The 23,930-nt window shown below is 55.5% G+C and carries 29 protein-coding genes and 1 pseudogene; 17 read left to right on the top strand and 13 right to left on the bottom strand.

What is annotated here, in order from left to right; all coding sequences use genetic code 11:
• Positions 1-28 precede the first annotated feature (28 nt).
• The 8 genes from DVA43_RS03775 to DVA43_RS03805 form a co-directional block, all read right to left on the bottom strand.
• Entirely contained in the window at positions 29-1,114 is a 1,086-nt protein-coding gene (locus tag DVA43_RS03775) for a tyrosine-type recombinase/integrase (RefSeq protein WP_114314618.1), read from the bottom strand.
• Positions 1,083-1,355: an excisionase gene (locus DVA43_RS03780; RefSeq protein WP_114314619.1), complete on the bottom strand. Its 273-nt coding sequence runs from the start codon at positions 1,353-1,355 to the stop codon at positions 1,083-1,085. Before DVA43_RS03780 ends, DVA43_RS03775 begins: the two co-directional genes overlap by 32 nt.
• A gap of 64 nt (positions 1,356-1,419) precedes the next feature.
• A complete protein-coding gene (locus DVA43_RS03785; protein ID WP_114314620.1) occupies positions 1,420-1,659 on the bottom strand; it encodes a DUF4060 family protein in 240 nt (79 codons plus the stop codon).
• A complete protein-coding gene (locus DVA43_RS03790) occupies positions 1,646-2,353 on the bottom strand; it encodes a hypothetical protein (protein WP_114314621.1) in 708 nt (235 codons plus the stop codon). The genes DVA43_RS03785 and DVA43_RS03790 overlap by 14 nt, the downstream gene beginning before the upstream one ends.
• A gap of 34 nt (positions 2,354-2,387) precedes the next feature.
• Complete coding sequence (locus tag DVA43_RS03795; protein WP_114314622.1) at positions 2,388-3,503, bottom strand: RecT family recombinase; 1,116 nt, start codon at positions 3,501-3,503, stop codon at positions 2,388-2,390.
• Positions 3,504-3,514: 11 nt separating this feature from the next.
• A complete protein-coding gene (locus DVA43_RS03800) occupies positions 3,515-7,231 on the bottom strand; it encodes a RecE family exodeoxyribonuclease (protein WP_114314623.1) in 3,717 nt (1,238 codons plus the stop codon).
• Positions 7,232-7,369: 138 nt separating this feature from the next.
• Positions 7,370-7,534 (bottom strand): YdaE family protein, encoded by a 165-nt coding sequence (locus DVA43_RS24660; protein WP_168194639.1) that lies wholly within the window; start codon positions 7,532-7,534, stop codon positions 7,370-7,372.
• Between the two features lie 303 nt (positions 7,535-7,837).
• Complete coding sequence (locus DVA43_RS03805) at positions 7,838-8,251, bottom strand: helix-turn-helix domain-containing protein (RefSeq protein ID WP_114314624.1); 414 nt, start codon at positions 8,249-8,251, stop codon at positions 7,838-7,840.
• Between the two features lie 114 nt (positions 8,252-8,365).
• Here DVA43_RS03805 and DVA43_RS03810 point away from each other — a divergent pair, with 114 nt between their 5' ends.
• The 14 genes and pseudogenes from DVA43_RS03810 to DVA43_RS03870 all read left to right on the top strand — a co-directional run bounded on the left by DVA43_RS03810 (position 8,366) and on the right by DVA43_RS03870 (position 17,128).
• Positions 8,366-8,596, top strand: a complete 231-nt coding sequence (locus DVA43_RS03810) for a YdaS family helix-turn-helix protein (RefSeq protein ID WP_032611877.1) — start codon at positions 8,366-8,368, stop codon at positions 8,594-8,596.
• A gap of 2 nt (positions 8,597-8,598) precedes the next feature.
• Positions 8,599-9,156 carry a toxin YdaT family protein gene (locus DVA43_RS03815; protein ID WP_114314625.1) on the top strand — a complete coding sequence of 186 codons (558 nt, stop codon included), beginning with the start codon at positions 8,599-8,601 and terminating at the stop codon, positions 9,154-9,156.
• Positions 9,157-9,240: 84 nt separating this feature from the next.
• Entirely contained in the window at positions 9,241-10,164 is a 924-nt protein-coding gene (locus DVA43_RS03820) for a replication protein (protein WP_114314626.1), read from the top strand.
• A complete protein-coding gene (locus DVA43_RS03825; protein ID WP_114314627.1) occupies positions 10,148-10,837 on the top strand; it encodes a replication protein P in 690 nt (229 codons plus the stop codon). The genes DVA43_RS03820 and DVA43_RS03825 overlap by 17 nt, the downstream gene beginning before the upstream one ends.
• A gap of 12 nt (positions 10,838-10,849) precedes the next feature.
• Positions 10,850-11,089, top strand: a pseudogene (locus DVA43_RS03830) (DUF977 family protein); the annotation flags it as partial.
• 16 nt (positions 11,090-11,105) lie between these two features.
• The gene (locus tag DVA43_RS03835; protein WP_114314629.1) at positions 11,106-11,732 is read left to right on the top strand and encodes a hypothetical protein; all 627 of its coding nucleotides are present in this window, start codon (positions 11,106-11,108) and stop codon (positions 11,730-11,732) included.
• Positions 11,732-11,989, top strand: coding sequence for a hypothetical protein (locus DVA43_RS03840; protein WP_114314630.1), 258 nt, complete (start codon positions 11,732-11,734; stop codon positions 11,987-11,989). Before DVA43_RS03835 ends, DVA43_RS03840 begins: the two co-directional genes overlap by 1 nt.
• Entirely contained in the window at positions 11,986-13,863 is a 1,878-nt protein-coding gene (locus DVA43_RS03845) for a DNA cytosine methyltransferase (RefSeq protein WP_114314631.1), read from the top strand. The genes DVA43_RS03840 and DVA43_RS03845 overlap by 4 nt, the downstream gene beginning before the upstream one ends.
• A gap of 834 nt (positions 13,864-14,697) precedes the next feature.
• Complete coding sequence (locus DVA43_RS03850) at positions 14,698-15,297, top strand: DUF1367 family protein (protein WP_114314632.1); 600 nt, start codon at positions 14,698-14,700, stop codon at positions 15,295-15,297.
• Positions 15,297-15,503, top strand: coding sequence for a hypothetical protein (locus DVA43_RS03855; RefSeq protein ID WP_114317070.1), 207 nt, complete (start codon positions 15,297-15,299; stop codon positions 15,501-15,503). The genes DVA43_RS03850 and DVA43_RS03855 overlap by 1 nt, the downstream gene beginning before the upstream one ends.
• 2 nt (positions 15,504-15,505) lie before the next feature.
• A complete protein-coding gene (locus DVA43_RS03860; RefSeq protein WP_114314633.1) occupies positions 15,506-16,138 on the top strand; it encodes a recombination protein NinG in 633 nt (210 codons plus the stop codon).
• On the top strand, positions 16,135-16,323 hold the full coding sequence (locus tag DVA43_RS03865; protein ID WP_114314634.1) for a hypothetical protein: 189 nt from the start codon (positions 16,135-16,137) through the stop codon (positions 16,321-16,323). The genes DVA43_RS03860 and DVA43_RS03865 overlap by 4 nt, the downstream gene beginning before the upstream one ends.
• The gene (locus DVA43_RS24665; RefSeq protein WP_165718042.1) at positions 16,320-16,442 is read left to right on the top strand and encodes a hypothetical protein; all 123 of its coding nucleotides are present in this window, start codon (positions 16,320-16,322) and stop codon (positions 16,440-16,442) included. The genes DVA43_RS03865 and DVA43_RS24665 overlap by 4 nt, the downstream gene beginning before the upstream one ends.
• Positions 16,439-17,128, top strand: a complete 690-nt coding sequence (locus DVA43_RS03870; protein WP_114314635.1) for a bacteriophage antitermination protein Q — start codon at positions 16,439-16,441, stop codon at positions 17,126-17,128. The genes DVA43_RS24665 and DVA43_RS03870 overlap by 4 nt, the downstream gene beginning before the upstream one ends.
• 312 nt (positions 17,129-17,440) lie before the next feature.
• On the opposite strand, the gene DVA43_RS03875 is transcribed toward DVA43_RS03870, so the two are convergent.
• A protein-coding gene (locus DVA43_RS03875; protein WP_087451024.1) for an IS3-like element ISSen4 family transposase occupies positions 17,441-18,561 on the bottom strand; the annotation gives its coding sequence in 2 pieces (ribosomal slippage) (positions 17,441-18,303 and positions 18,303-18,561; 1,122 coding nt in all).
• Positions 18,562-18,963: 402 nt separating this feature from the next.
• On the opposite strand from DVA43_RS03875, the gene DVA43_RS03880 reads away from it, so the two are divergent.
• Positions 18,964-19,203: a DNA polymerase V gene (locus DVA43_RS03880; protein WP_114314636.1), complete on the top strand. Its 240-nt coding sequence runs from the start codon at positions 18,964-18,966 to the stop codon at positions 19,201-19,203.
• A 1-nt stretch (position 19,204) separates the two neighbouring features.
• Positions 19,205-19,522 carry a hypothetical protein gene (locus tag DVA43_RS03885; protein ID WP_114314637.1) on the top strand — a complete coding sequence of 106 codons (318 nt, stop codon included), beginning with the start codon at positions 19,205-19,207 and terminating at the stop codon, positions 19,520-19,522.
• A 498-nt stretch (positions 19,523-20,020) separates the two neighbouring features.
• Here the strand turns inward: DVA43_RS03885 and DVA43_RS03890 are convergent, their stop codons facing one another.
• On the bottom strand, positions 20,021-20,968 hold the full coding sequence (locus DVA43_RS03890; RefSeq protein ID WP_246842264.1) for a VirK/YbjX family protein: 948 nt from the start codon (positions 20,966-20,968) through the stop codon (positions 20,021-20,023).
• A 177-nt stretch (positions 20,969-21,145) separates the two neighbouring features.
• Between DVA43_RS03890 and pphA the strand changes: the two genes are divergently transcribed.
• Positions 21,146-21,790: a protein-serine/threonine phosphatase gene (gene pphA, locus DVA43_RS03895; RefSeq protein WP_114314638.1), complete on the top strand. Its 645-nt coding sequence runs from the start codon at positions 21,146-21,148 to the stop codon at positions 21,788-21,790.
• On the opposite strand, the gene DVA43_RS03900 is transcribed toward pphA, so the two are convergent.
• The 3 genes from DVA43_RS03900 to rsmF all read right to left on the bottom strand — a co-directional run bounded on the left by DVA43_RS03900 (position 21,791) and on the right by rsmF (position 23,872).
• On the bottom strand, positions 21,791-21,982 hold the full coding sequence (locus DVA43_RS03900) for a YebW family protein (protein ID WP_039030805.1): 192 nt from the start codon (positions 21,980-21,982) through the stop codon (positions 21,791-21,793).
• 104 nt (positions 21,983-22,086) lie between these two features.
• Positions 22,087-22,326, bottom strand: a complete 240-nt coding sequence (locus tag DVA43_RS03905) for a YebV family protein (RefSeq protein WP_103181101.1) — start codon at positions 22,324-22,326, stop codon at positions 22,087-22,089.
• Positions 22,327-22,429: 103 nt separating this feature from the next.
• The gene (gene rsmF / locus DVA43_RS03910; RefSeq protein WP_114314639.1) at positions 22,430-23,872 is read right to left on the bottom strand and encodes a 16S rRNA (cytosine(1407)-C(5))-methyltransferase RsmF; all 1,443 of its coding nucleotides are present in this window, start codon (positions 23,870-23,872) and stop codon (positions 22,430-22,432) included.
• Positions 23,873-23,930 lie beyond the last annotated feature (58 nt).

Genomic DNA, 23,930 nt, shown 5'->3' on the forward strand with positions numbered 1-23,930 from the left:
AAAATTACTCGAAATATCCATATCCTGTCTAAACCATAACATACTCTGCACCGCGTGCGTCCAGGTATTTTTTCGTCATTGTTAAATTTTTGTGGCCCAGTAATCGCTGTGCAAAATCCTCGCCACGTTCCTTTTCATATAATCTGCTCGCCAAGCTCCTGATCTCATGGTACGGGGGGGGGTTAGGTCCAAATTTTAAAGCTGTCGCATCACGAACTTCGGCAAACGCCTGAGTTAATCCATCAGGGGTAAGCGGGCCCGGTTTCCTGCCGCCGCGCCTGACTGGCGAGTAAAGCATAAAATCTGAAGGATTATTTATCCTGCACCGCTCGATCACCTCTCCCAGCACCAGGCCAACAGCTTCCAGTTTTAAATCGAGCGGGAGCGCCAGCTTGTGCCCGGTCTTTTCCTGAGTAACAAACAACCTGTCCTCTTTAACGTCACTAAACCTGAAAAGGGTAATATCCTCGCGGCGCTGACCGGATACCAGGGCAAGATCGCACGCATTGGGTAGCCAATCCGAATGGGAGATTGCCGCTTCCCTAATCACAACAAAATGCTCGAACAGTAGACGCTCGCGTTTAACCTTCGGCGTTGGCGTTCGTGTCGGTTCCGCTGGGTTCCTCTCTATGTGTCCCTCCACGATTGCCTCCCTGAATATGTCCAGCAGTACCGAGCGCAAGCCGGCAGCCATGCTCTTTTTGTCGCAGAGGATGTATGATTCAAGGAAGTTCGATATGTCCTTTGTGCTGACTGACGACAACGGCGTGCGGCCGAACTCATCATTAATAGTGGCGATCTGATTTCGCCTGACCTTCATCGTGTTTGGCTTCAGCTCTCTTCGCTCCAGAATTACCTCGTAACGCTCAAGCCACGCCGACACCGTGAAAGTCGGCGCGTCTTTAATGCGGTCCAGAAGTGAGGACGGGAGGTAGTTCTGGTCGATGTAGTTGTTGGCTTCGATTGCCTGGGCGACGGCGTCTTTTTTGTCGATCCGGCCAAGAGAGATTTCCTGGCCGGTTGTCGGATTTCGCCAGCTGTAAAGCCTGTCTCTTTTGCGATAGGTCAGGTTACGGGGCAGATTAGCGTCGTAACGAACTGGCCTTTTCGCCATGAGTCAGTCTCTCCAGTAAGGTGCCGCCAGCTGGCAGCTTCAGGTGCTTAGGTTTTTTACGCAGGCTCTTTTTGCTCGGGTCCACATACGTGGCGCCCTGCTGAACCTTATATTCTTTTCCGTGCAGTTCAGGAGCAGGGTAAATGCGGCCCTCTCGTGCCCAGCGGCGAAGAGTGGAAAGGGAAGGCGGCTTTGAGTAAGTCAGGTCTGCCCATTCCAGTAAATTTAGAAGCTTGGCCATAGAACCTCCTGCTTCCGACAACTCATTATAAAGTTGCCGGAAAAGTGTTTGTGATATTTCAATATCAGGCGGCTTGGCCTGGTAAAGATCGCAGACGGCGCATGCCGGTCATCGCCGTGGCCACGTAGCTCGCCTTCCGGTTCACCACCTCCACCCAGACTTTCACGCCTTCCACCCGCACCGTGTACGTCTCCCGCATTTTGCTGCGCCCGTAATCGCCGTAGCGTTCTGCGTGGGCCGCCAGGGCGATGTCGCAGGCCTTACGCGCGAGTGGGGACTGTGTGCTGCGGTTAATCAGTCGCATGGTCATCTCCTTCGATACGCTTAAACTCGATCACCCAGACCCAGGGGTTGGCCTGCCAACTGTCGGCGCCGTAGATGGATTGCCAGAGCAACGCGAACATTGGTTTTGAATCTTCGACGCAGCATCCAATTTTTAACGCCATGTCGATGATCTCAGTGTTTTCGAAGAGACCATCAACCGCCTCTATTCCCTCAGCCCAGCAATCCTCTTCACTGATGCTGTTCAACCGCTCGACCCGCACATCGGTGATCTCCAGCAGAATCCGGCTGGCCCAGCGCGGCATGTGGATGGACGGGGTCCAGCGGATATCCTCAGCCGGCGGCACGTTCTCGTAATGCGAGGGCACATGCTCTGGATAGTTCGCCCGGTAGAGCTGCAGGTCCGGCGCCCCGGCACCTGCTTCCGCCCACGTTTCCCGCACCCAGATGCGATCACCGATGGCACCGAACGGGCAAACAATCGCTTTAGCTCGTTGCCGATGGTCGATCGAGATTCCGTTAGCACAGACGCCGCAATACCACCCGGTGCTATCACTCTTCCACTGAGTAATCGGCGAGTGTTCGGGCCAATTACTGTGATTGCAGGGCTTTGGCTGAATCTTCATGAGCCGCCTAGTCTGCGTCTTCCGGCCGTCCAGGATAGCCCGTACCATTTCAGCGTTGAAAATCATTCCGCGTTCTGTAATTTTCGTCATGTCGTTACCGGGAGGGCGAGCCCTCCCGCCTCCCTTAGGCCACGTATTCCGGTTTCATATCTGCCAGGGTGATGCTGAACTGATCGTGCAGCTCGTCGCCCAGATGACGTTTGGCCGACGCCAGCACGCGCTCGGCTTCCGCGAACCGCTCAGCGGCATCCGCTTCTTCAGGTTGAGGCAGGGAGTTGATCGCCGCCTCGACCTTGTTGCGCGCATCCACCAGGTAATAACGCTTCACGGCTTTGTTCTTCAGTTCTGTGAACAGGGCGGAGCCCAGGGTGTTCTTGGCGCTTTCGATGTCGGCGCGTACAGCTTTGGCGTTATCGACATCCTGAGCAGCTTCAATGCGATCCCGGAACTCATCGGCCATAGCGTCGATGTTCGCCGCCGATTCCTGCGCGCTGTGAGTGGTCGTTACGGTGTCACCTTTGATGTCAGCCAGGCTTACGCGCTGGCCGGGCGCCGGGTTGATCTCCTTCTCGGTGCGCTGCTCAACTTCATCCGGGGTGTACACGCCGAGGACGACCGCAGGGCAGTACAGACGCGCCCAGTATTTGAGTGCCAGATACGCGATCTGCTGTTTCGGGTTAGAAATCCACAGCGGAGAGTTACGCGTTATGACGCTGGACAGGAACACCGGTTCGCCCCAAGTGATCTCGCTCTCGCCACGAATAACGGCACCCACACGAACCGACAGACCCTGTTCGTCAGCACTGGTCCAGCCTCGCACCATTTCTTTCTTGTCGTACGTCCCGCCGCCTTTCGCTGGCTTCTTCACGATCTCTTCACGGCTGCTGGCGCATTTCGACCAGTCGCCCTCGTACTCATAGTGGAACCGGCCCACAATGGCGTTAGAACTGGAGATTACCGCGTTTACCAGTTGGGCCTCGTAGCCCAGCACGCCGTTGACCAGGTGCGTTTTCTGCGCCACCGCGTACGGGTTCATCCCCCACTGCATAGCCTGCATGATGATGGCCATGCAGTCGGCTGGGTTGCCGCGAAGATGTTCGGGAACAGTTACGGCAGCCTGCGCCATCAAACCGGCAACGGCCTGCAGTTGGGTTAACGCCTGCACATTGAAGATGGCGTTGCTGGCAGAGATAGTGTTTGGAGCCTGCTGCTCCGCGGTTACGATATTCATGTTTTCCATCGTCATTCCCCTTATGCCTGAGTACGCAGCGCTTCTAGGCGGCGCAGGTCGAAGTCGTTAAGTTCGTCGGTGTAATCTTCAGTGATCGGCGCTGGCCACACGCCGGTATCGAACGCGTTGCCGATACGGTTCATCGTCTGGCGATACTCCAGCATGCCCAGTTCAATCAGTTCTTCGCTGGCCTCGACGATGGCGATCCAGTGGTAACCCTCGTCTTTGTTGACGAAGATCCAGAAGAACTGGTCCAGCCCGGCGGTCTGCATGTACATGGCCGCGCTGAGGTGGTAATCGCGGTCGATGATTTCCCGATGCAGGCGGGCGCGCAGGCCGGACTGCTTCACGTTCCACATGCTGATGGTTTTCAGGTCTGCGCCGACCCGCACGCCGTCGATGTCGATTTCCAGATCCGGGCGTACGCGAATTTCCAGACCGGTCTCTTCGTCGATACCGAAATAGCTCGTCTCAACAGCGCGATCAGGGTGCAGCAGCAGTTTCCCGGCGGTAGGGTGTTCGTGCAGTGCTTTCTGAATGGCCAGCGCTGTTTCCATCTGCTGGCGGGTCACCAGAATCTTGTCGCCCGGGTTCTCGCGCCACGCATCCAGCAGCTCGTCAGCAAACACGGCATCCGGTTTAACGGACTTCACCGCCAGGATCATATCCGCTTTGGTGCCGGACACTTTCAGCGGTGCCGGTTTCTGCGCTTCCTGCGCCACCAGGTCAGGATTGATGATCGCCAACTGTTCAAGCAGCGCGTCACGGCTGCCGCTGGTTTTCACCGGCGCGGGCAGGGTGGCGTTGTACTCCTTGATGCAGGCCTTCATCGCGGCAGCGGTATGCTTTGTGCCGTTCTCAATGCGCTGGTATTCCTCAGGCAATTGCTCATACGCTGCGTAGGTTTCCTCAGCTGATCCACCCATCGGCAGCTGTGCTGGCAGGGGGGCGTTGTGCTCTTCCAGCAGCGCTTTGATATCGTCAGCGCTCAGCAGCGCGGGCAGGGTGGCATTGTGTTCGTCGATAAAGGCACGCAGGGTCGCTGCGGTGGTGAAGGCCCCTTCCGGGATCACCGGCTCCACGCTGAACTCTTCGTCGAGGTTTTCTGGCTGCAGCGCCAGCGCATGCACCAGGTTGCCCATGTCCAGCACTTTGGAACCTTCGCGCGGGATGGTCTTGGCGACGTGGCGCGCGTTGAAATACATCAGGCTGACGCGGGCATCCTTAACCTGAGTGCTGCTGATCCCGTTCGCTGCGTGGTAAACGTTGTTCGGTAGACCTTCATAGCGGCCCGGTTCGAAGTATGCAGGGAACTCCACATCTGGGATTGATTCCTGCGGCTCAGTTTCCGGCGCTGCTTGCTCGACTTCCGGCTGCGTGGCGTTCGCCAGCTCCGGCGCCGCGGCGGCCAGAATCACTGACGGGCTCAGGGCATCTGTTTGCGGATCAGTTGCATCAGCGCTTTCGCCTGGTGGAACCGGGTTACCAGTTTCTCCTTCCTCCGGGTCAGTCTCTTCCATCTGCACATCGCTGGTGGTCTCCTCTGTAACCGGTGAACGGTCATCATTTTCTGGTTGTTTTTCGTTCATCAGGCCTTCGATGGAGAACATGCCGCCGCCGAGGTTCGCGACCTGCGGCTGGCTGGCGGCTGTCAGGTCTTCTTTAACCCACTTCGGATCGGCTGGGTCGCTGATGCCTTCCACAAATTCGCCGCGGTCGGCCGCCAACTGGTGGTTAACTTCACTTTCCCAACTCACTTCTGGGGTGTGGCGCGCCGCAGCCAGCGTTTCCGCAGTAGGATTTTCGTGGTCGGTTTCGGTCAGGTTCGCGTGGATGTATCCGGCAAGACGTCCTGGCTGTTTGTAATATTCAGGGTGAGCGCTACGGATCAGCGCAAAAATTGCAGCGCGGGAATAATCCAGAACGCCGGGCGTTGCGCGCAAAGCTTCAGACCATTCTTTGAACGGACTTTCGTTCGCGGCGACGATAGCCTTCGCCCGGCGGAAAACATCACCTGGGATGTCATAAATATTGAAATCCGCTGACAGCATTGCCAGTGCAATCTCAGTATCGAGCCCGTCAAAATCGGGTTTGTAGTTAGGGTTGCGATCCGTTTTTCCGTCGCCGCCCGGTTGTACTTCCGGCGCCTCAGGTTCAGCAATGGCGTCTGGATTCTCACTCTCCTGCCGCTCGCTGACCGTGCGGATAGGCATAAGCTCCGTCGTTTCATTGAAATTTGTCGTCATAGTCCGGTTTACGAACTCCAGATGAGCAACCGGCGTTAGGTGGATATTCTCAGGCGCGATGCGCACCAGGTTGAAGATGGCCGCGCGGTTAACAGCCAGAACGTCGGGCTGGTTGCGCAGGATTTTGCTCCATGATTTCCATGGCTCTTCTTTGCTCGCGACAATCTCCTTGGCGCGGCGGTGGATGCTGCCCGGGATTTCCAGATGGTTGAAGTCCATCGGCAGCAGGGCACAGGCGATCTCCAGATCAAGAGTGTCCAGGGTGTGGTGTGCGCCTTCGCCGCGGTCAGTTACATAACCGCCGTCGGCATTGGTGCCTGCGTCAGTGCGCTGCACGAGGTTAATGCGGTTACCTGCGGCCCATTCGCGTGTCAGGATGCCGCGGTCAATATATGGGGTGGCCACCCAGGCCTTTGTGAACTGCAAAAGCAGGCCCAGTTCATGGCGTTTGTCCATGCTGAACACCTTGCGAATGGCATTCGTATAGCGCCACAAGTCTTTGGTATCGTACGCCTTAACTTCCGGGAAATTTTCAGCGGCGAGCAAAAGATCCTGGACATAACCGTTATCCGTATCCATTTCCAGCGCGTGCAGCTCAGCATTATCGCTGCGGGTGATGTGATGGCGCAGTTCGTCCACCGTCAACTGGGCAAGCAGCTGTTTGCGGAATGGCATTTTGCAAACTGGGTAGTGGGCACCGCCATCATCGTGCTCGCTTATCTTCAGGCCATACTCATACAGGGGTTTTTGGGCTTCATCCTTGGCCGGAAGCTTTCCACTCTTCCAGTCATCAATCAGTTGATTGCGATCATCGGATTTAATCCAGCCCGACATGAAGGCGGCCAGCAGCGCGGTTTCGTGTTCTTTGTCCTGCGGGAAAACGTCTTTGACGGCCTGCACCAGTTTCCACTCCGCATGCAGGCTGAGCTCGCCAATATCAGCAACGTCATTTTTGGCCTGCAGCAGGTTCTGGAAGTAAATATTTCCCTCATCGGTCGCCAGTTCGTTGGCGACGATTTGCTGTTCCTGGCTGATCTCCGAAAGGTATTTGTCACCCAACAGATGGACGGCGAAGCGGACAGCCGGGGTGCGATTTTCAAGCAGGGAGGTGTTGCCGGCGTCTGCGGTATCAGTGGAGGTTACCGGGGCGGCAGGCTGTTCCAAATCGCTGGTGGTGGCCGGGGTGAGGGTGGTTTCGCCATGAGACGCGGCGCCGGGGATCACGTTCCAGGTGCGCTGGTCGTCGGCCAGTTCGTAGCGTTCGCACCATGTGTAATCGATGGTGCTTTCTTCCGGCAGGTCATTGAACACCGGAAAATCGGTGCGTACAGGCTTGGCGTAGTCCTTGCCGCGGCCAGTTTCGATGCCAGCTTCTTCCAGCTCAACATCGAGCGTCAGGGCGGCACGCGCTTCGGATTTAGCAGTGAACCAAATCACTGCATCTTGCTTGCCGGATTTCTGAGTGGCCTTAACCACATAGAAAAATTCCATGTCAGATCCTCATTTTTGGATGTAAGATCCCCGGGCCAGAGATAGCGCCCATTGGGTGTGTTTTTGGTTTTGGTAAAAATTCCGGTGTAACTTTGGTCGGTGGCACCGGACGTAGATCCCGCCTTGCGCGGGAATACGTTAGGCTTCGTGGGCCATCTGGTCGTAAGAAGCGCAACGTACAGAACAGTAATCACGTTGTTCGCGTGCCAGCTGGGCGCCGCGGATGAAGAGCAATTCGTTTTTAACTTCTTTCCCTTGCTCGATAGGTTTGCTGCAGTAAGCGCATTCTTTCGAGTTACACATCAGGATTCCCCTTCTGCGCCAAGAGGTAACAGAGGCGGCGAATAAACGCCCTAATACAACTCAGTTTTACGGCCTGCTGCCGTACTGGTTTACGTGCGTAATCAATCATGGTCACCCTCATTTGCCCTTTACGCCAGGCTGGCGGAACGTTTCTTTAACCTGACAACGCTGCGCGTGTTGTCGATGCATTGAAGGTTACAACTTAAAGTTTCGCATGTAAAGCCGAAGAAACAAAAAGTTTCGTTTAACCATAAAAAAAGACACCTCGGGCGGGTGTCTCATTTGGCAAGAAACTATGGCTTGTTATTTTTGCTGATTGTGGATGATGTCAAACACATCACTTTTAAGAAGATCAATTTCGTGCAGCACAGTCTTTGTATGCAGAATTAAGCGCAGCTTCTCAGCTTCAGGCAGCTGGTTGAAGAGGGACAATAAAGCCTCTTCTTTTTCGTCCAGCTCTCTGCGTGTGCTGGTGGTTAGCACGGAGTTCTCTACATCCCCGTCCTCATCCATAAAGAACCAATGCTCGGGCTTGCGGGAAACAGCTGCAAGGCGCTTGAGGCGTTCACCACTAGCCACTGTTTTTCCCTTTGACCAGTTTTGGACAGCCGTATGGGAGAGCATGACCTGTTTTGCGAGATCGGCCATATTCCAGCCATTTTCGGTCATGACCTGTTTGATTCTTTTTGCGAATACGGGATGAGGGACTTTATTCATATTGTTATTTTACAACCTTTGGTTCCGCCTAGCACTCCAACTATTTGTTTCGTTTTTCTTGCAACTTAAAGTTTCGTTGAGTATCCTCATGTCATTCCACTGATAGGAGGCCCAATGAACAAATCACTTAAAGAAAAAATCACCAATACCATGTCGCGTGTCGACATTGGTGCGCAGCTTGGCATTTCATCTCAGGCAGTAAGCAAATGGATGAGCCAAGGGAAAGTCCCTGCGGGACGTGTTGTCCCTCTCTGCAAAGTCCTCAATTGGGCTGTAACGCCACACGAAATTGATCCAGGTGCGTACCCAAACCCTACCGATGGTTTGCCACGTCAGGAGCACTAATCATGCAAACACTTTCTTTTCAACAGAATAACAGAGCGCCAGCAGAGCGGCTGAAATTCCAGTTTCATGGTGACGAACTGGAAAGTCAGAAGATTGATCACCGCGCTATCTGTTCTGCCGTTCGCGCCTGGGCCGCGGCAGAGGGCCGCTTGGCGGTAGCTTTGGTAATCAAAGAGGCCGCCGAAGAGGCGGAACTGGATGGGATCGATACATCAGGCAATGCCGACGTATGGAATGTGAAGCTGTTCCGTTGGCTGGACAATCCGGAGAAGTCGACAGTTTACCGGGCGAACGTCGAGCAGCTGGCGCCGGTAATCATTTCGGTTCTACCTCTGGCGTACCGGGACCGGGTTGTTAAGCACGATAACTTCGCACTTCGCATTGCCAAGTCGGTGAAAGAGGATGCTGAGGCTATTCAGGCTGTCGTTCTCAAAGCCCCTAAACAGGAGCGCTGGAAAGAAATCAGCGAAAGCATCGTTGCTAAGTATCTGCTGGATGGGCCGGATTCAGTCGCGCCAATAATGGCGATGGTTACAACGATGCTGAGTGGGGCGCTATGACGGGTTCAAAAAAGGCGAAAGCCGCGGTGCGCGAACACCAACGGCTTTCTGATGCAAAAACAGTGCGTAATTGCGGAGATGAGTATGTCAAATACCGCTGAAGTTATCAAATTTCCGACTAAAACCGAGCAAACAGGAGGTCATATGGCCGACCTGTCCAACGGGTACACCCGGATCGCAAACGAGATTCAGAAGCTGAAACCGCGCCTTCGCATGTCGGGGCGTGAATGGCAGTGCCTGGAAGCGGTGATCTGGCTGACCTACGGATGGAACAAGAAACAGGACCGGGTTACCAACACAGTCATCGCCGGTCTCACAGGTCTGGCTGATACGCATGTTTCTGATGCGCTCAGCTCTCTTGCAGAGCGTGGAATTATTTTCAGTCACAAGCAGGGCGTGATGAAAATTGTCGGTATAAATACTGACCTTTCAGCCTGGATTTTAGACAAGCCGAAAACGGGAAAACTCTTCCCGAAAACGGGAAAATCCTTCCCGAAATCGGAAAAAACCTTCCCGGAAACGGTAGCCACCCAAGACTATAACAATAACAATATTAAAAGATCATCGTCAGAGAATTCTGGCGAATCCTCCGACGACCGTCTAACGAAGTTTTTATCAGCTCATCCTGAGGCGGTTATTTACACCCCCAACTTCACCAAGTGGGGAACAGCTGCTGACCAGCAATGCGCAGAGTGGATCGTCGCTCTGCTGGAAAAAGTTAAACCCTTCTCTAAGCAACCCGTCATGGCCGCCTGGGCAAACGACGTGCGCCTGATGCGTGAACTGGACGGACGCAGTCATCGTGAAATATGCGAGCTGTTCCAGTGGGCAAGCAAAGACGCGTTCTGGCACACAAATATCCTCTCGCCTGCAAAGCTCCGCGCTAAGTGGGACACACTGAGCCTCCAGCGTGATGCTGGCCGCCGGACGAATGCCGGGGGCGCCCAGGGCATCGACTTCAACAACACTGACTGGATTAACGAGGTGTTCGATGGAAAGATTATCTGAGCAGCTGATGAAATGCGATCGCGAGAACTTCCGTCGTATTGCCCATGGCATGCCTGAGGCCCCGGCAGAACGCCCGCAGGTTGAGCAGACGGCTGAAATCTTCAACGCCCTGTTCAGCGCGCTGCGCGCTGCGTTCCCGGCGGCTATGGCTGGCTTCCGTGAGCAGAGCGATTTCAACGAACTCCGGCGCCAGTGGGTTCTGGCCTTCCAGGAGAACGGGATCACCACCATGGCACAGGTCGCTGCCGGTATGCGCATTGCCCGCCGCCAGGAGAAACCCTTCCTGCCGTCACCCGGGCAGTTCGTCGCCTGGTGCAAAGAGGGTCGTAGCCTCCTGGGATTCAGCGTTGACGACGTGATGACCGAGTACTGGAAATGGCGCCGCCTGGTCTTCCGGTTCCCGACCAGCGAGCAGTACCCATGGCCAGCGCCAGTTCTGTATCACATCTGCATCGAGCTGCGCCGGCAGAGTACCGATCGCCAGATGACCGAGAAGGAGATGCGCCAGGCTGCGAGCAGCGTTCTGGCCGGGTGGGAGCAGCGCGTCGCCGAGGGGAAGCCTATTCCACCAGTGCGCCGCGCCCTGGCTGCGCCAGCGAAAGACATCGGCCCCACGCCAGCAGAAATGCTGATGGAACAGTACAGACAGCGCAAAGCCGCTGGTCTGGTTTAACAGGAGATCCCTATGGCTAAACCTAAAACACATAGCGAGCGCACCCTGTTCATCGCCTGGATTATCGAGCTGGTGAAAAAGCATGGCCGCGCCACGACCAACGATGTCGTCGCCATGTTCGGCCTGCATCGCACCACCGCCGAGAAATACATTCGGGCTGCCATACAGCAGGGCAATCTTATCCGCCACGGTCGCAGCGGCGTCTTCCGTGATCAGCGCGCAGTTATCGATTTTGACATGGAGCGTTATACGCACCGAGGAGCATCCCATGAGTGATTCACTGAACAACAAAGAGCTGGTGGCCGTTGGTCATCAGTTTGCGAAGGCGATGAGCGCCGACACGCCGATCATCGATATGGCGAAGATTGTTTCGCGGCTGGCCGAACGGCTGGACTGCACCACCGCGGCGCTGCGCGAGATGACGAAGCAGCGGGATGCGCTGGCTGCCATGCAACCGCAAGTTATCAGGAAAGCGCTGGATGAATGCACCGAGTATCTCGACAGGGACTGCATCATGGAGACGAACGGCATTAGTTACGAAGATGCTGCTCAACGAGAAGTCGGCGCAATGGCTCTTCATGATGCGTTACTTCGCCAGGGAGTTGTCATGCCTCAGGGCAATCAGCGCGACTTATCGTATCCAGTAGATACGCAGGTTGCTGCATACGAGAAAATCATGCAGCAGGCCATGCCTGATGGGTGGATTGCTGTGCCGGTTGAGCCGACAGAGGGCATGGTAATTGCTGGTTTTGAGGCAGAGCTACGCGAAGAGTTCCGTGACCCAGAAGCGTGGGAGGCTTTCGAAGTTATGAGTGGCTGCGAGCAGGCGGCGCACCGTGCTAAGTGGTGCTGGGCTGCAATGATTGCAGCAGTACCCCACAAGGAGACGAACTGATGGAACAACTGCTGCAGTACGCCACAAAACGGATCGTCGAACTGGAAAGCCTGCTGCTAGTGGATGTCAGCGAAACCGTATGGCCTGCCGAAGTGGGGATGGTTTATGGCCAGATTGAAAACGCCGGGGATCTCCCGGCGCATCACCAGCGCCGCCTTAAGCAGCACATTAACCGCATGTGGCTGGAAAAAATGCCGGTACCGACCATCGTCACCGCGGCCCGGTCGCTGGCCGCCGCCATGGAGGAATACGCGTGAGAGAAATTATCGTTGATAACTTTGCCGGCGGCGGCGGGGCGAGTACGGGTATCGAGCTGGCGATCGGCCGCAGCGTGGATATCGCCATCAACCACGACGAGAATGCTGTGGCGATGCACACCACGAATCACCCGGACACGCTGCACTACTGCGAAAGCGTGTTTGACGTAAATCCCCTGGTGGCTACCGCTGGCCGCCCGGTGGGTCTGGCGTGGTTCTCTCCGGACTGCCGCCACTTCTCGAAGGCCAAAGGCTCGAAGCCGGTGGAGAAAGAGATTCGTGGTCTGGCGTGGATCGTCATTCGATGGGCGCTGGCAGTGCGTCCGCGCGTGATGATGCTGGAGAACGTCGAGGAGTTCAAAACATGGGGACCGCTCATCGTATCCGCTGATGGCGGGCAGCGCCCGGACCCGTCCCGCGCCGGGGAAACCTTCGAGGCGTTCTGCGGCATGCTCTCCGGCGGTATCCCTGTCGGGCATCCGGCGCTGGTGGAGTGCTGCGAGTTCCTGGGCATCGCCGCCGATAGTATGCAGGCGCAGCAGCTGGTGGCCGGGCTGGGTTATGCAGTCGATTACCGTGAGTTGCGCGCCTGCGACTTTGGCGCGCCGACCATCCGGAAGCGGTTCTTCATGGTGATGCGTTGCGACAGCGTGCCGGTTACCTGGCCGGTGCCGACCCACGGCGATCCGAAAACGCCAGCAGTGCAGAGCGGCAAGCTGGCGCCCTGGCGTACCGCGGCGGAATGTATCGACTGGTCAATCCCGGCAGTGTCCATCTTCGACCGCAAAAAGCCGCTGGCGGAGAACACGCTCAAGCGCATCGCCCGCGGCATCCAGCGCTTCGTGATTGATAGTGCCTCGCCGTTTATCGTGAAATGCAACCACACCACAACGAAAGGGAAATACGACTGTTTCCGCGGACAGGCGCTGGCAGAACCGCTGCAGACCATCACCAAAACGCATGGCTATGCGATTGCCACCCCAGTGATGGCTCCTCTGTTCGCTGGTACCGGTGGATCTGAATTCCAGATGAGGCCGCGCCCGGTTAACAAACCGTTTTTCACTCTGCTTACGCAGAACCGGACCAATGTCATCGCGCCCGTATTGGCCCCGCTGATCGCCCGGCAGTTCGGCGCCAGCATCGGGCACCGCGCCGACGAACCGAGCGCCACTGTCACTGCGGGCGGCGGCGGGAAATCGCAGTTGGTATCGACAACTCTGATCCAGATGGGATACGGCGAACGCCCGGGGCAGGAGCCTCGCGTGCCAGGCCTGCATAAACCGCTGGGCACGGTCGTCGCCGGTGGTGGTAAGTTCGGCCTGGTGGCTGCGAATCTGGTTAAGCACTTCGGCGGGAACTACAAGGGCGCTGGCGTGGCTCTGGACGAACCGGCACACACGGTCACCACCACCGATCACCATGGTCTGGTCACATCGCACCTGGTGATGTTGCGCGGCACCTGTCGCGACGGCCGGGTGGTTGATGCGCCCGCGCCGGGGTTAACCGCGGGCGGCCTGCATGTCGGGAACGTTGAGACAAGCCTGGCGACAGGTGGCTATGACGAGCAGCGCGCAGCCCAGGCGCTGGCGTTCCTGCGGGATTATTGCGGGGCGGATTCTGACGGGCTGGTTACTGTTGATGGCGTGGTGTATCGCATTGTGGATATCGGCATGCGTATGCTGCAGCCAGCAGAACTGTACCGCGCCCAGGGTTTCCCGGAGTGGTACATCATCGACCAGGACTACCGCGGCGTGAAGTACGCGAAGGATAAGCAGGTGGCCCGCTGCGGTAACGCCGTGCCGCCGCCGTTCGCTGAAGCACTAGTGCGTGCAAACCTGCCAGAACTCTGTGCGGCCAGGGAGCAGGCTGCCTGATGCACCCCATGAATGCCGCTTAACCGCGGCATTTCTTCACCTGATCGATAATATCGATCAATACCACGATATTGATCTATGAAATCGATCAGATATTAACCGTGGCGCGGCAACAAATTACCAACCTGACAGGATACGCCACCGCCGCAATATACCCTCAGAGGCTGGCCCGCATACGGTGATACGCTGCTCAGGGTTTCTAATCAGATATTTACTCCAGCAGTTTCTGCCGCGCGGAAGTGTTAAAAATAACGGTCAGTTTTTACAGGTAAGTATCAACAAAATTTATTCAAATCAATCAGATGAATGAGCTTGCGTATGCATGCCTTCCATGTGCATACTTAAGCCAAACGGATAATTACTGTTTATATATACAGTGTTTTGTTGTATGGTTTAAATGCTACAGGAAAAAATGAATTTTTCTTCCGGCGAACCTAATAGGAATTTTGCGCCATTTGTTATTTTGGCTCTGTGGAGTGGAGTTCTCCCCGCCGGGAGAGGGTATTTGTAGATAGCAAAGTGAGGGGGTTGATGTGGCTGAGGTGTGTTCAGATGGAGGTGAGTATTACGATCTCGTGAGGCGTTCAGACGGAGCGCCTGTAGGTTCGTTTAAACTCCGGCCAGGGGATCGCGTGCTGATAAATACTGCTGGTGCAGTAATCGGCCATAAGCACCTCCAGGCGGATGAACGCGTGATATCTCGTGAAACGCTGGCCGAGATCGTCAGGGAGTTGTCAGCCAACAATTGACCTTTTTAACACCTGAATAGCATAATGTTTGTATCGGCCTGAACAACCGGTAACCTGACCACGATGCGCCACGGAGAAAGCTCCCATGGCGCAGTTACAACTCATCAAGCAGTCCTCAGGAATCCTGATCCCGGCCACGCCGGAGACCAGCGAATTACTGCAATCAAAAATCAAGCTCGGTGCCGTGCTGGTGGCCGACTTCAGACAGGTCCGTAACCCAGCCTTCCACCGCCGTTTCTTCGCTCTGCTGAATCTCGGCTTCGAATACTGGGAGCCAATCGGCGGCGCTATCTCATCCAACGAACGCAAGCTGGTGACCGGCTATGCGAAGTTCCTGGCATCGTTCGGCGGGAGCGAAACCGCGTTACTGGATGCTGCTGAGCAGTATCTCGAGCAGGTGGGCAGCCGCCGCATTACCAATGGCATCAGCCTGTGCAAATCCTTTGATGCCTACCGCGCATGGGTGACCATCGAATCCGGCCACTACGACACCATCCAGCTGCCTGACGGCACTCTCCGGAAGCATCCCCGCAGTATCGCCTTCGCCAATATGGACGAGACCGAGTTTCAGCAGCTCTACAGGGCCGCGCTCGATGTTTTGTGGCGCTGGATATTGTCGCGCGCATTCAGGGACCAGCGCGAGGCTGAGAACGCCGCCGCGCAGCTACTGAGCTTCGGGGGATGATGCCGATGAAATCCTCATGGTTCCAGCATACCGATTGCACTACGGCGCAGGCCGACGAACTGATGGCTACGTACCGGGCTCGTGGCGTGGCCGTAGAGCGCAGCCTCAATCCCGACTTCATCACCTGGACCGTCAGCGTCAGGCTGCCGGAAGCAAAGCGGCAGGAGCGTACGCCGCGTACGTTCCGCCAAAAGGTCTGGGGGTGAGCATGGCTAAGAAACCCCGCCGTAAGTGCGCAAACCAGAGCTGCCGAGAGTGGTTCCACCCGGTCCGTGACGGCCAGGTGGTCTGCTGCTACGAGTGCGCCACCGCCGTTGCCAAAGCGCAGACCGCAAAGAACCGGGCCGAAGCTCTGCGTGCTGAGAGGAAGCGCCAGCGTGAAGAGGAGAAGGCGGGGCGCCAGCGCCGCCGGGAGAAGCGTGTGGCACTCAAAACTAAAACGCAGTGGAAGAATGAGGCCCAGACCGCCTTCAACCGCTACGTGCGTCTTCGCGATGCCGGAAAGCCGTGCGTCAGCTGTGGCCGCCTCCCTGCTCAGAAATATGGCGGAACTATGGACTGTGGGCACTACCGCACCCGCGGTGCTGCCGGCCACCTGGCCTTCAATCTGCACAATACCGCTGCACAGTGTGTCCAGTGTAACCGCGACCGGGCTGGTGCCCAGAAAGCGTTTGAGCAGGGGCTGATTCAGCGTATCGGGCCGGAGAAAGTCGAAGCCCTGAATAACAACAATGCCGGTCGCAAGTTTGATATCCCATATCTGCAACGCATCAAGTCCATTTTCACCCGTAAAGCCCGCGCGCTGGAGAAACGCCGCGCCCGTCAGCAGGAGGCAGCATGAATCCTTTATTCGTTACCGCCATGGTTGTCTACGCCTTCTGTGCAGGGCTGGTGGCCGCAAAGGTTTGGCGTCGCGTCAACAACCTCAATTTCTCACTGAAAGCAAAAATCAGCATCACCGGCATATGGGCTGCGGGTTGCATCTTCTCATGGCCGATTCTTTGGTTGATGGAGGATAGCGAGTGACCAGAGAGCAGATAAACAGATACCAGGCAGAAAGCGTCATGCGCGCCATGTTGCCGCCGGTCACAAAGCACAGCCAGAACCAGACCAGAACCAAACAGCCAGAGAGGGCCGCAGCATGATCACTCAAGACCTAGAATTTGTACGCCAGCAGCTCATCGTTGCGACTGCAGATCTGAGCGGGGCGACGAAAGGGCAGTTGATGGCCTGGCTGGAGAACGCCCAGTTCGACACCGGTACGTTTAAGCGGAAGAAGCCACGTGTGAAAGATGAAGTGACCGGGGAGATGATAACGCTGGATAACCCGCCGCTCCCCGGCAAGCAGTCGCGCGCCAAAGGTTCCCATATCCCGCTGGTTCAGCCGGTCGAATACTCCACCGCGTCGTGGCGCCGGGCGGTCCTGTCTCTGGAGGAACATCAGATGGCATGGCTCCTCTGGAACTACAGCGAAAACACGCGCTGGGAGAACCAGGTGGCGATTACCCAATGGGCCTGGAAAGAGTTCCACGCTCAGCTGGTTGGCAAGAAAGTGGCCGGTAAGACGATGGACAGGCTGAAGGCGCTAATCTGGCTGGCGGCGCAGGACGTCAAAGAAGAGTTGGCGGGGCGAGAGACTTACCAGAAGCAGGAGCTGGCTGAGCTATGCGGTGTGAAGCAGGATAACTGGAGTCATAACTACGCCGATTACTGGAATGCCATGTGCGCCATATTTGAGCGACTTGATAGTGATGCTTTACTGCGAACAGTGAGAACACGATCACAACAAAAATCAGCAAATTCGCAGCAGGGTATTGCAAAAGTCAATTAAATAGCTTAGATTTCGGCTAAATCTGATATCGTAGCCATAGCCTTGGTTGTCGACCGAATCAAAGTCTCGCTTTATGCGGGACTTTTTATATTAATTTGTAATATCTCTAAAGCGAATCTAGCTTATGTCTGAACTTGCTATAGGAGACAACCACATTAATAACATTCGAAATTATGACCTTTCTAAACATTTAATTTATTCATGAAATTCAAACCATCAAGGTGTAGTATATTGCCTTTAATCTAATGCGAATATTAGAGGCATTGTATGAGAGTAAAAACCAGTGACCTGCCCCACGATTAGATACAACACTCAGTTAGTAACGTCGGAATCTTCATTCTCAGAATGACCCTTTCTCCAGCCCGCTGCAAATTCAGACGGTGTCTGATAATTCAGCGTGGAGTGCGGGCGGCATTCGTTATAATCCTGCCGCCAGTCATTAATAATTTTCCTAGCATGAACGATATCGCTGAACCAGTGCTCATTCAAACATTCATCGCGAAATCGTCCGTTAAAGCTCTCAATAAATCCGTTCTGCGTTGGCTTGCCCGGCTGGATTAAGCGCAACTCAACACCATGCTCAAAGGCCCATTGATCCAGTGCACGGCAAGTGAACTCCGGCCCCTGGTCAGTTCTTATCGTCGCCGGATAGCCTCGAAACAGTGCAATGCTGTCCAGAATACGCGTGACCTGAACGCCTGAAATCCCAAAGGCAACAGTGACCGTCAGGCATTCCTTTGTGAAATCATCGACGCAGGTAAGACACTTGATCCTGCGACCGGTGGAAAGTGCGTCCATGACGAAATCCATCGACCAGGTCAGATTGGGCGCCGCCGGACGGAGCAGCGGCAGACGTTCTGTTGCCAGCCCTTTACGACGTCTTCTGCGTTTTACGCCCAGGCCACTGAGGTGATAAAGCCGGTACACGCGCTTATGATTAACATGAAGCCCTTCACGGCGCAGCAACTGCCAAATACGACGGTAGCCAAAACGCCTGCGCTCCAGTGCCAGCTCAGTGATGCGCCCTGATAAATGCGCATCAGCAGCCGGACGGTGAGCCTCATAGCGGCAGGTCGACAGGGATAAACCTGTAAGCCTGCAGGCACGACGTTGCGACAGACCGGTCGCATCACACATCAACATCACGGCTTCCCGCTTCTGGTCTGTCGTCAGTACTTTCGCCCAAGAGCCACCTGAAGCGCCTCTTTATCCAGCATGGCTTCGGCAAGCAGCTTCTTGAGTCTGGCGTTCTCTTCCTCAAGCGACTTCAGGCGCTTAACTTCAGGCACCTCCATACCGCCATACTTCTTACGCCAGGTGTAAAACGTGGCATCGGAAATGGCATGCTTGCGGCAGAGTTCACGGGCGGGTACCCCAGCTTCGGCTTCGCGGAGAATACTGATGATCTGTTCGTCGGAAAAACGCTTCTTCATGGGGATGTCCTCATGTGGCTTATGAAGACATTACTAACATCGGGGTGTACTAATCAACGGGGAGCAGGTCATAAGTGACCCCAGCAGTGGATCAGTAATCATCTTTCACGTCCTGCATTGCAGACAAGAACACCAATCCAAAAATGACCATGCCCAGGATGCCGGTTACCAACAATGCAGTAAACATACGCTGTCCTTATATTGGTTTCACCATTAAAAGGATAGCGTGCAAATATGACGATTTGCCGCACCATGTCCACATTCAGACTCCGCCTACAAATTAAGTCTGCTGTAATAGGCCTTTCCCTATCAGTGGTCCTGATCAATAGGCGCTGCCACATTGATCTGCACCCTCTTTAAAACTACTGTATGTATACACAGTAAAAATAATAAGGAGGGGTTATGCCACGCAGAATTGACATTGAAGGCGCGTTTCGCGCCGCCATTAAACGGGAAGCCAGTGGCCGCCAGACGGTTTCGACGCAGGACTTTGTTGCGCAGCTGGTGGCGGTTAACTGGGAGTGGTCGCTTAAAGAGGCAAACGACTGGATCGAAAGTCACGTTTCGACCTTTAAGGATGTTTCGACCTGTGAGGGTCAGGCGCGCACCTTCATGCTCTACAACCCGAACGGGGGCCTATGACATGGGCTTTCCATCTCCAGCGGCTGATTACGTTTCTCAGCGGATGACCCCGGAGCTTATCTGCGGCGTCGGCATCGATACCCGTATCCTCGAAACATCATCCGGGTTCGCATTGATCGAGCCGGTCACCAGGTTGGTCCAGGGGCAGACCCTGCTGATCCTGTTGGGTGGCCGAACGCAGTTTGCGAAACTCAGGGGAAGGGCATTAATCACGGATGATGGCGAAGCGATTGAGGGTGAGGCTGCGGAAGAGGTCGAAGTGATGGGGCGCGTGACGTTCTTCATTAACAGCACTTATGCTGATGACATTCCGGTGTAAGAAGCGGTGCGCACCTTTAAATCGTACAACGGATCGGTAGCGATAATGCCCAGGGAGTTACGCCTCGTAAAGCAGAGGGTGTCATTTCTGGAAGGAGCTACGCAAAGTTTTCACCACGTTGGAAGGCACGTAGGTGATCGCGTTATGTTATTTCGGGAGGGCGAGGGACACACGAAGTTTACTCGTCGCTCACTCGAATAAGTGAGTAACGGTTTGATCTTGAAAGGACGCAATGATAAGTGTTGTAACGCTTATTTTGGTGGGTTTTCTAGGTTAAGTGGTTGAAATATAACGAAGAACAGAGATTAAGCCGTAAACAGGAATCGTATTCGGTCTCTTTTTATCTGTTGAAAGTAAACGCCTTTTCCCGTTGCGGACTTTAACAGATGGGCAACATCCTCTGTTCTTCGTTAAACCATACCACACTACGCCCGGCGGAAGTCCAGTGCTTTTTAGCGGTTTTGTTAAATTTTTGACTGTTACCGATGAAAGCAGATATTAGCGGCAAAAGCGCGCGCTGATGCCGCGTTCTATCTCATCAAGCAGTTGAAAACGCCGGCGGTATTCCGCGCGTTTTTTACTGGCAATGCTGTCGATCGCTTTGCGCTCCATACCTGCTGGCAGGGCCCAGCGAAATGCGCCGCACGGCTTAGCGCCCAGTGATTGCCAGAATTCGTCATAGCTGGCATGCAAATGACGACCTTTACTCAGGCGATAGCGCAGGGCGCGAAAAACGTGGCCTTCATCGCTCACACCATAAAGGGTGCTGATACCCGACTGCTTCGCCAGATTGAAGATCGCTTCCAGCAGGATACGTTTTGGAAACAGGCCATAACAGGCGCGGGTGGCATTTTTGATCGTCTCCCGCCCTACGTCCTTACGCGGTCCCTGCAGACCGCCAATCACCAGCGCACTTTGGCCCTTTTCCTCAACGACGCTGAAGGTCAGACTCGCCAGCAGGGTGTTATCCCCGGCCCGCAGCCAGAGCGTGGTTTCGCCCTCGCGTTCGGCCTTCACCGCGCTGCTGGCGTAGATGGTATAGCTTGCATCCTCTTTAGTGGCGAACTGCAGCAGGGAAAGCGGAGTCGGGCTGCTAAAGCTCCGCGCCAGGCTGGCGTCCGGCAGCGCATCAAGCCAGGCGTAATGGTGCAGAATGGCGTTGGCCCGCTCACCGGCATGTAACCCGCGAGTGAGATACTGACGCTGGGTTTTCACCGGCAGCGTAGTTTGTGCTTTTAACAACAGCGGAAAATCATCGCGACGGGAGAGTGTCTCCAGCATGCGGGTGGTAGAGGACCAGAACAGCAGGGAGCGCAGGAAAAATTTCAGCCGGTAGTCGCGTTTGTGCCACAGCGGGCCGGGCATAAAATCGCCTTTTGCCAGTGCGAAGATAACAGAAGAACGGTGCGTTAAAGACACCTCAGCAGGCAGGATGGTATTTGACACGATGAAGACCTCTTTATATTTCTGCAATTATCTTAAAGGCCATCGGATAATCATTTAAGCGTTGCTAAACCTTTATTTCCGCTTTGTTTAATGTCGATTGAGGTTATTCCGAACCCCTGTTTACCGCTCATCTTATTGTCAGCATCCCAGGGGCTATACTGATCATGAGGAGGCGCTATGTATCTCAATCTTGATGGTCACAACTGGCGACACGTCTGGGTGGTAAGCGATCTTCACGGTTGTTATCAAATGCTTATGGCAGATCTGCGGCAGCGGCATTTTAACCCGTATGAGGATTTACTTATTTGCGTCGGCGATTTAATCGATCGCGGACCGGATAGCGTGAAATGCCTGCAGTTATTAAATGAAGCGTGGTTTTATGCCGTGCGGGGCAACCATGAGCAGATGGCGTTGGACGCGCTACAGAATAATGATTTTGGTCTGTGGATGATGAATGGCGGCAATTGGTTAGCACAATTAAAGGGTGAACAGCAGGCGCAGGCGCTGGCATTGCTCAGGCGCAGTGAGACCCTGCCGTGGATTATCGAAATTGCCTGCACCAACGGGGTGAATGTTATTGCTCATGCCAATTACCCGTCGTCCCACTATGTGCGGGACAAGCCGGTCAACAAGCACAATATCCTCTGGGACAGGGAGCGCCTGCGGGAACTGATGAACGGCAACGAGGCGGGGATCGCCGGGGCGGATCACTTCTGGTTCGGGCATACGCCGCTCAAAGCGCGTTATGACTGTCAGAACCTGCACTATATCGACACCGGGGCGGTATTTGGCGGCGCGTTAACCCTGGCGCAGCTACAGTGATTACAGGTCGGAATACTCCTGCGCCGGACGCCAGAATCCGTCGATAAAGTCTTCAACCGGATAACAGCCGCCGTGACGAATACGCTGATCGTCCATCGAGGCCTCACACTGCGGTTCGGTGCGATACACATCCACCACCAGATCTTCACAGCCTGCGTCCAGATAACAGATAAATAATACCAGTGCGTACATCATGCCCCTCAGCATTTACTACCATATTGATATTGTAGGGGATGATTCAGGGAAGAGGAGATTATGAGAATAAATAACCCGCCTGCGGGCGGGTTCTCTTTGAATCAGGCAAGGCGCATGATCCAGGCATCGGAACTTTGATCGTAATGCTCACGGTAAAGGACTGAGTGTTCGCCATCGAGGATTGCCGGGACGCTGGTGTCTGCATCCCATGCATCGAGCTGCATGCAAAGGTCGGGATCGGACTTGCAGGGGATGGTTAACGTTCGTTCGCCCTGCGTATCGCCGCTTAACTCGGCATCATCGATTTCGAATGCGCCAATGCGCACATTGGTTTTCGTCATAATGCTCTCCATGATCACGCTGTGTTCTGGTACGACCAGTATAGTCGCCCACTTTTCAGCCTGGTCAATGAAGAGCAAAAGCGCCAGTAAAAAAGTGCTTTTTTTAGCGCGCTTCACCGTTACCGGTAAACAAGCGGCCATCGCGAACCAGCTCGCGCGGATAGCTGTTTTTCAGTCGTGTGCCCACTTTTTTCGCCATGCCTATCGGGAAGCCCTGCCAGGTTACTACAGCATCATCCCCGGACGGGGTCTCCTGCGGCCAGACATCGCGTCCGCGATACCACTCTTCCGCTTCCGCCTGGATTAAGGCAAAGGTGTTGTGCTGGCCTGCCAGCGCGATCACCGCTTCATGCTGCCAGCGATAGCCTTTGTTGTGCGTCTCCGCCAGGCGCAGGCCAAGACGGGAGAAGCGCACTTTGCCGATCAGCGGCTCAATCTCTGTCGGGAATAACCACACCTCTTTATCACGCTGCCACAGACGCAGGTTGTCGTCCCAGAACAGGCCCGCCTGGTTAGCGGCGGCAGTAATCTGTTGGGCTTCGCGGGTTTTAAGGGGCGTGAACGGGAAGTTTCCGACCTTATATTTGGGTGCGGGCAGCGGTGCAACGGCGGCCTTTTTACGCAGGCGCGCCACGAAAAAGCCTTCGCAGTCGTATATGTGCGGGAAGACGTGCAGGAAGCCTTCAGGCGTAACGCAGTCCCTGGCACTGGCGAACAGGTCGTTAAGCGGCAGGAATTCAACAGCATCCGGGTACTGCTCTTTCAACCACAGACAAACGGCTTCGTTTTCGTCGCGGTTCAGGGTGCAGGTGGAGTAGACCAGCGTGCCGCCCGGACGCAGGGCGTGGAAGGCGCTGTCGATAAGCTCGCGCTGGGTGGCGGCGATCTCCAGGTTGCTGGCAACGGACCAGTTCTTCAGCGCATCGGGATCTTTTCGCACCACCCCTTCGCCGGAGCAGGGGGCGTCCAGCAGGATCGCATCAAAGGCTTCCGGCAGGGCGGCGCCAAACACGCGGCCATCGAAATGGGTGAGCGCCACGTTGCTGATCCCGCAGCGGCTGATGTTCGCGTGCAGCACCTTAACGCGGCTGGCAGAAAACTCATTGGCGAGGATTGCGCCCTGGTTGTTCATCCGCGCGGCGATCTGGGTGGTTTTGGAGCCGGGGGCGGCCGCCACGTCCATCACCCGGGCGGGCATATTGCCATCGGCAAACAGCGCAGCAACCGGCAGCATGGAGCTGGCTTCCTGAATATAAAAGAGCCCGCTCAGATGTTCTGCGGTACTGCCCAGCGGCAACGCCTCTTCGTCGTCACGCTCGATCCAGAATCCCTCTTCGCACCACGGCACCGGGGTGAGCTGCCAGCCGTAGGGGGCGACAAGCGTAAGGAAATCGGCCACGCTGATTTTCAGGGTGTTGACGCGCAGGCTGCGGCGCAGCGGGCGCTGGCAGGCAGCGATAAACGCATCAAGAGAGAGAGGGTCAGGCAGAGCCTGGCGCATTTGTGCCAGAAATTCTTCTGGCAGATAGACGGAACGTTGAGACACGAGCGCACCACAGGGAGTCAAAGAGGCGCGCAGTGTACCACAAACGCTCCGGTGGGTT

It is taken from the genome of Leclercia sp. W6, from assembly GCF_003336345.1.
In the GTDB taxonomy this organism is placed as follows: Bacteria; Pseudomonadota; Gammaproteobacteria; order Enterobacterales; family Enterobacteriaceae; genus Enterobacter.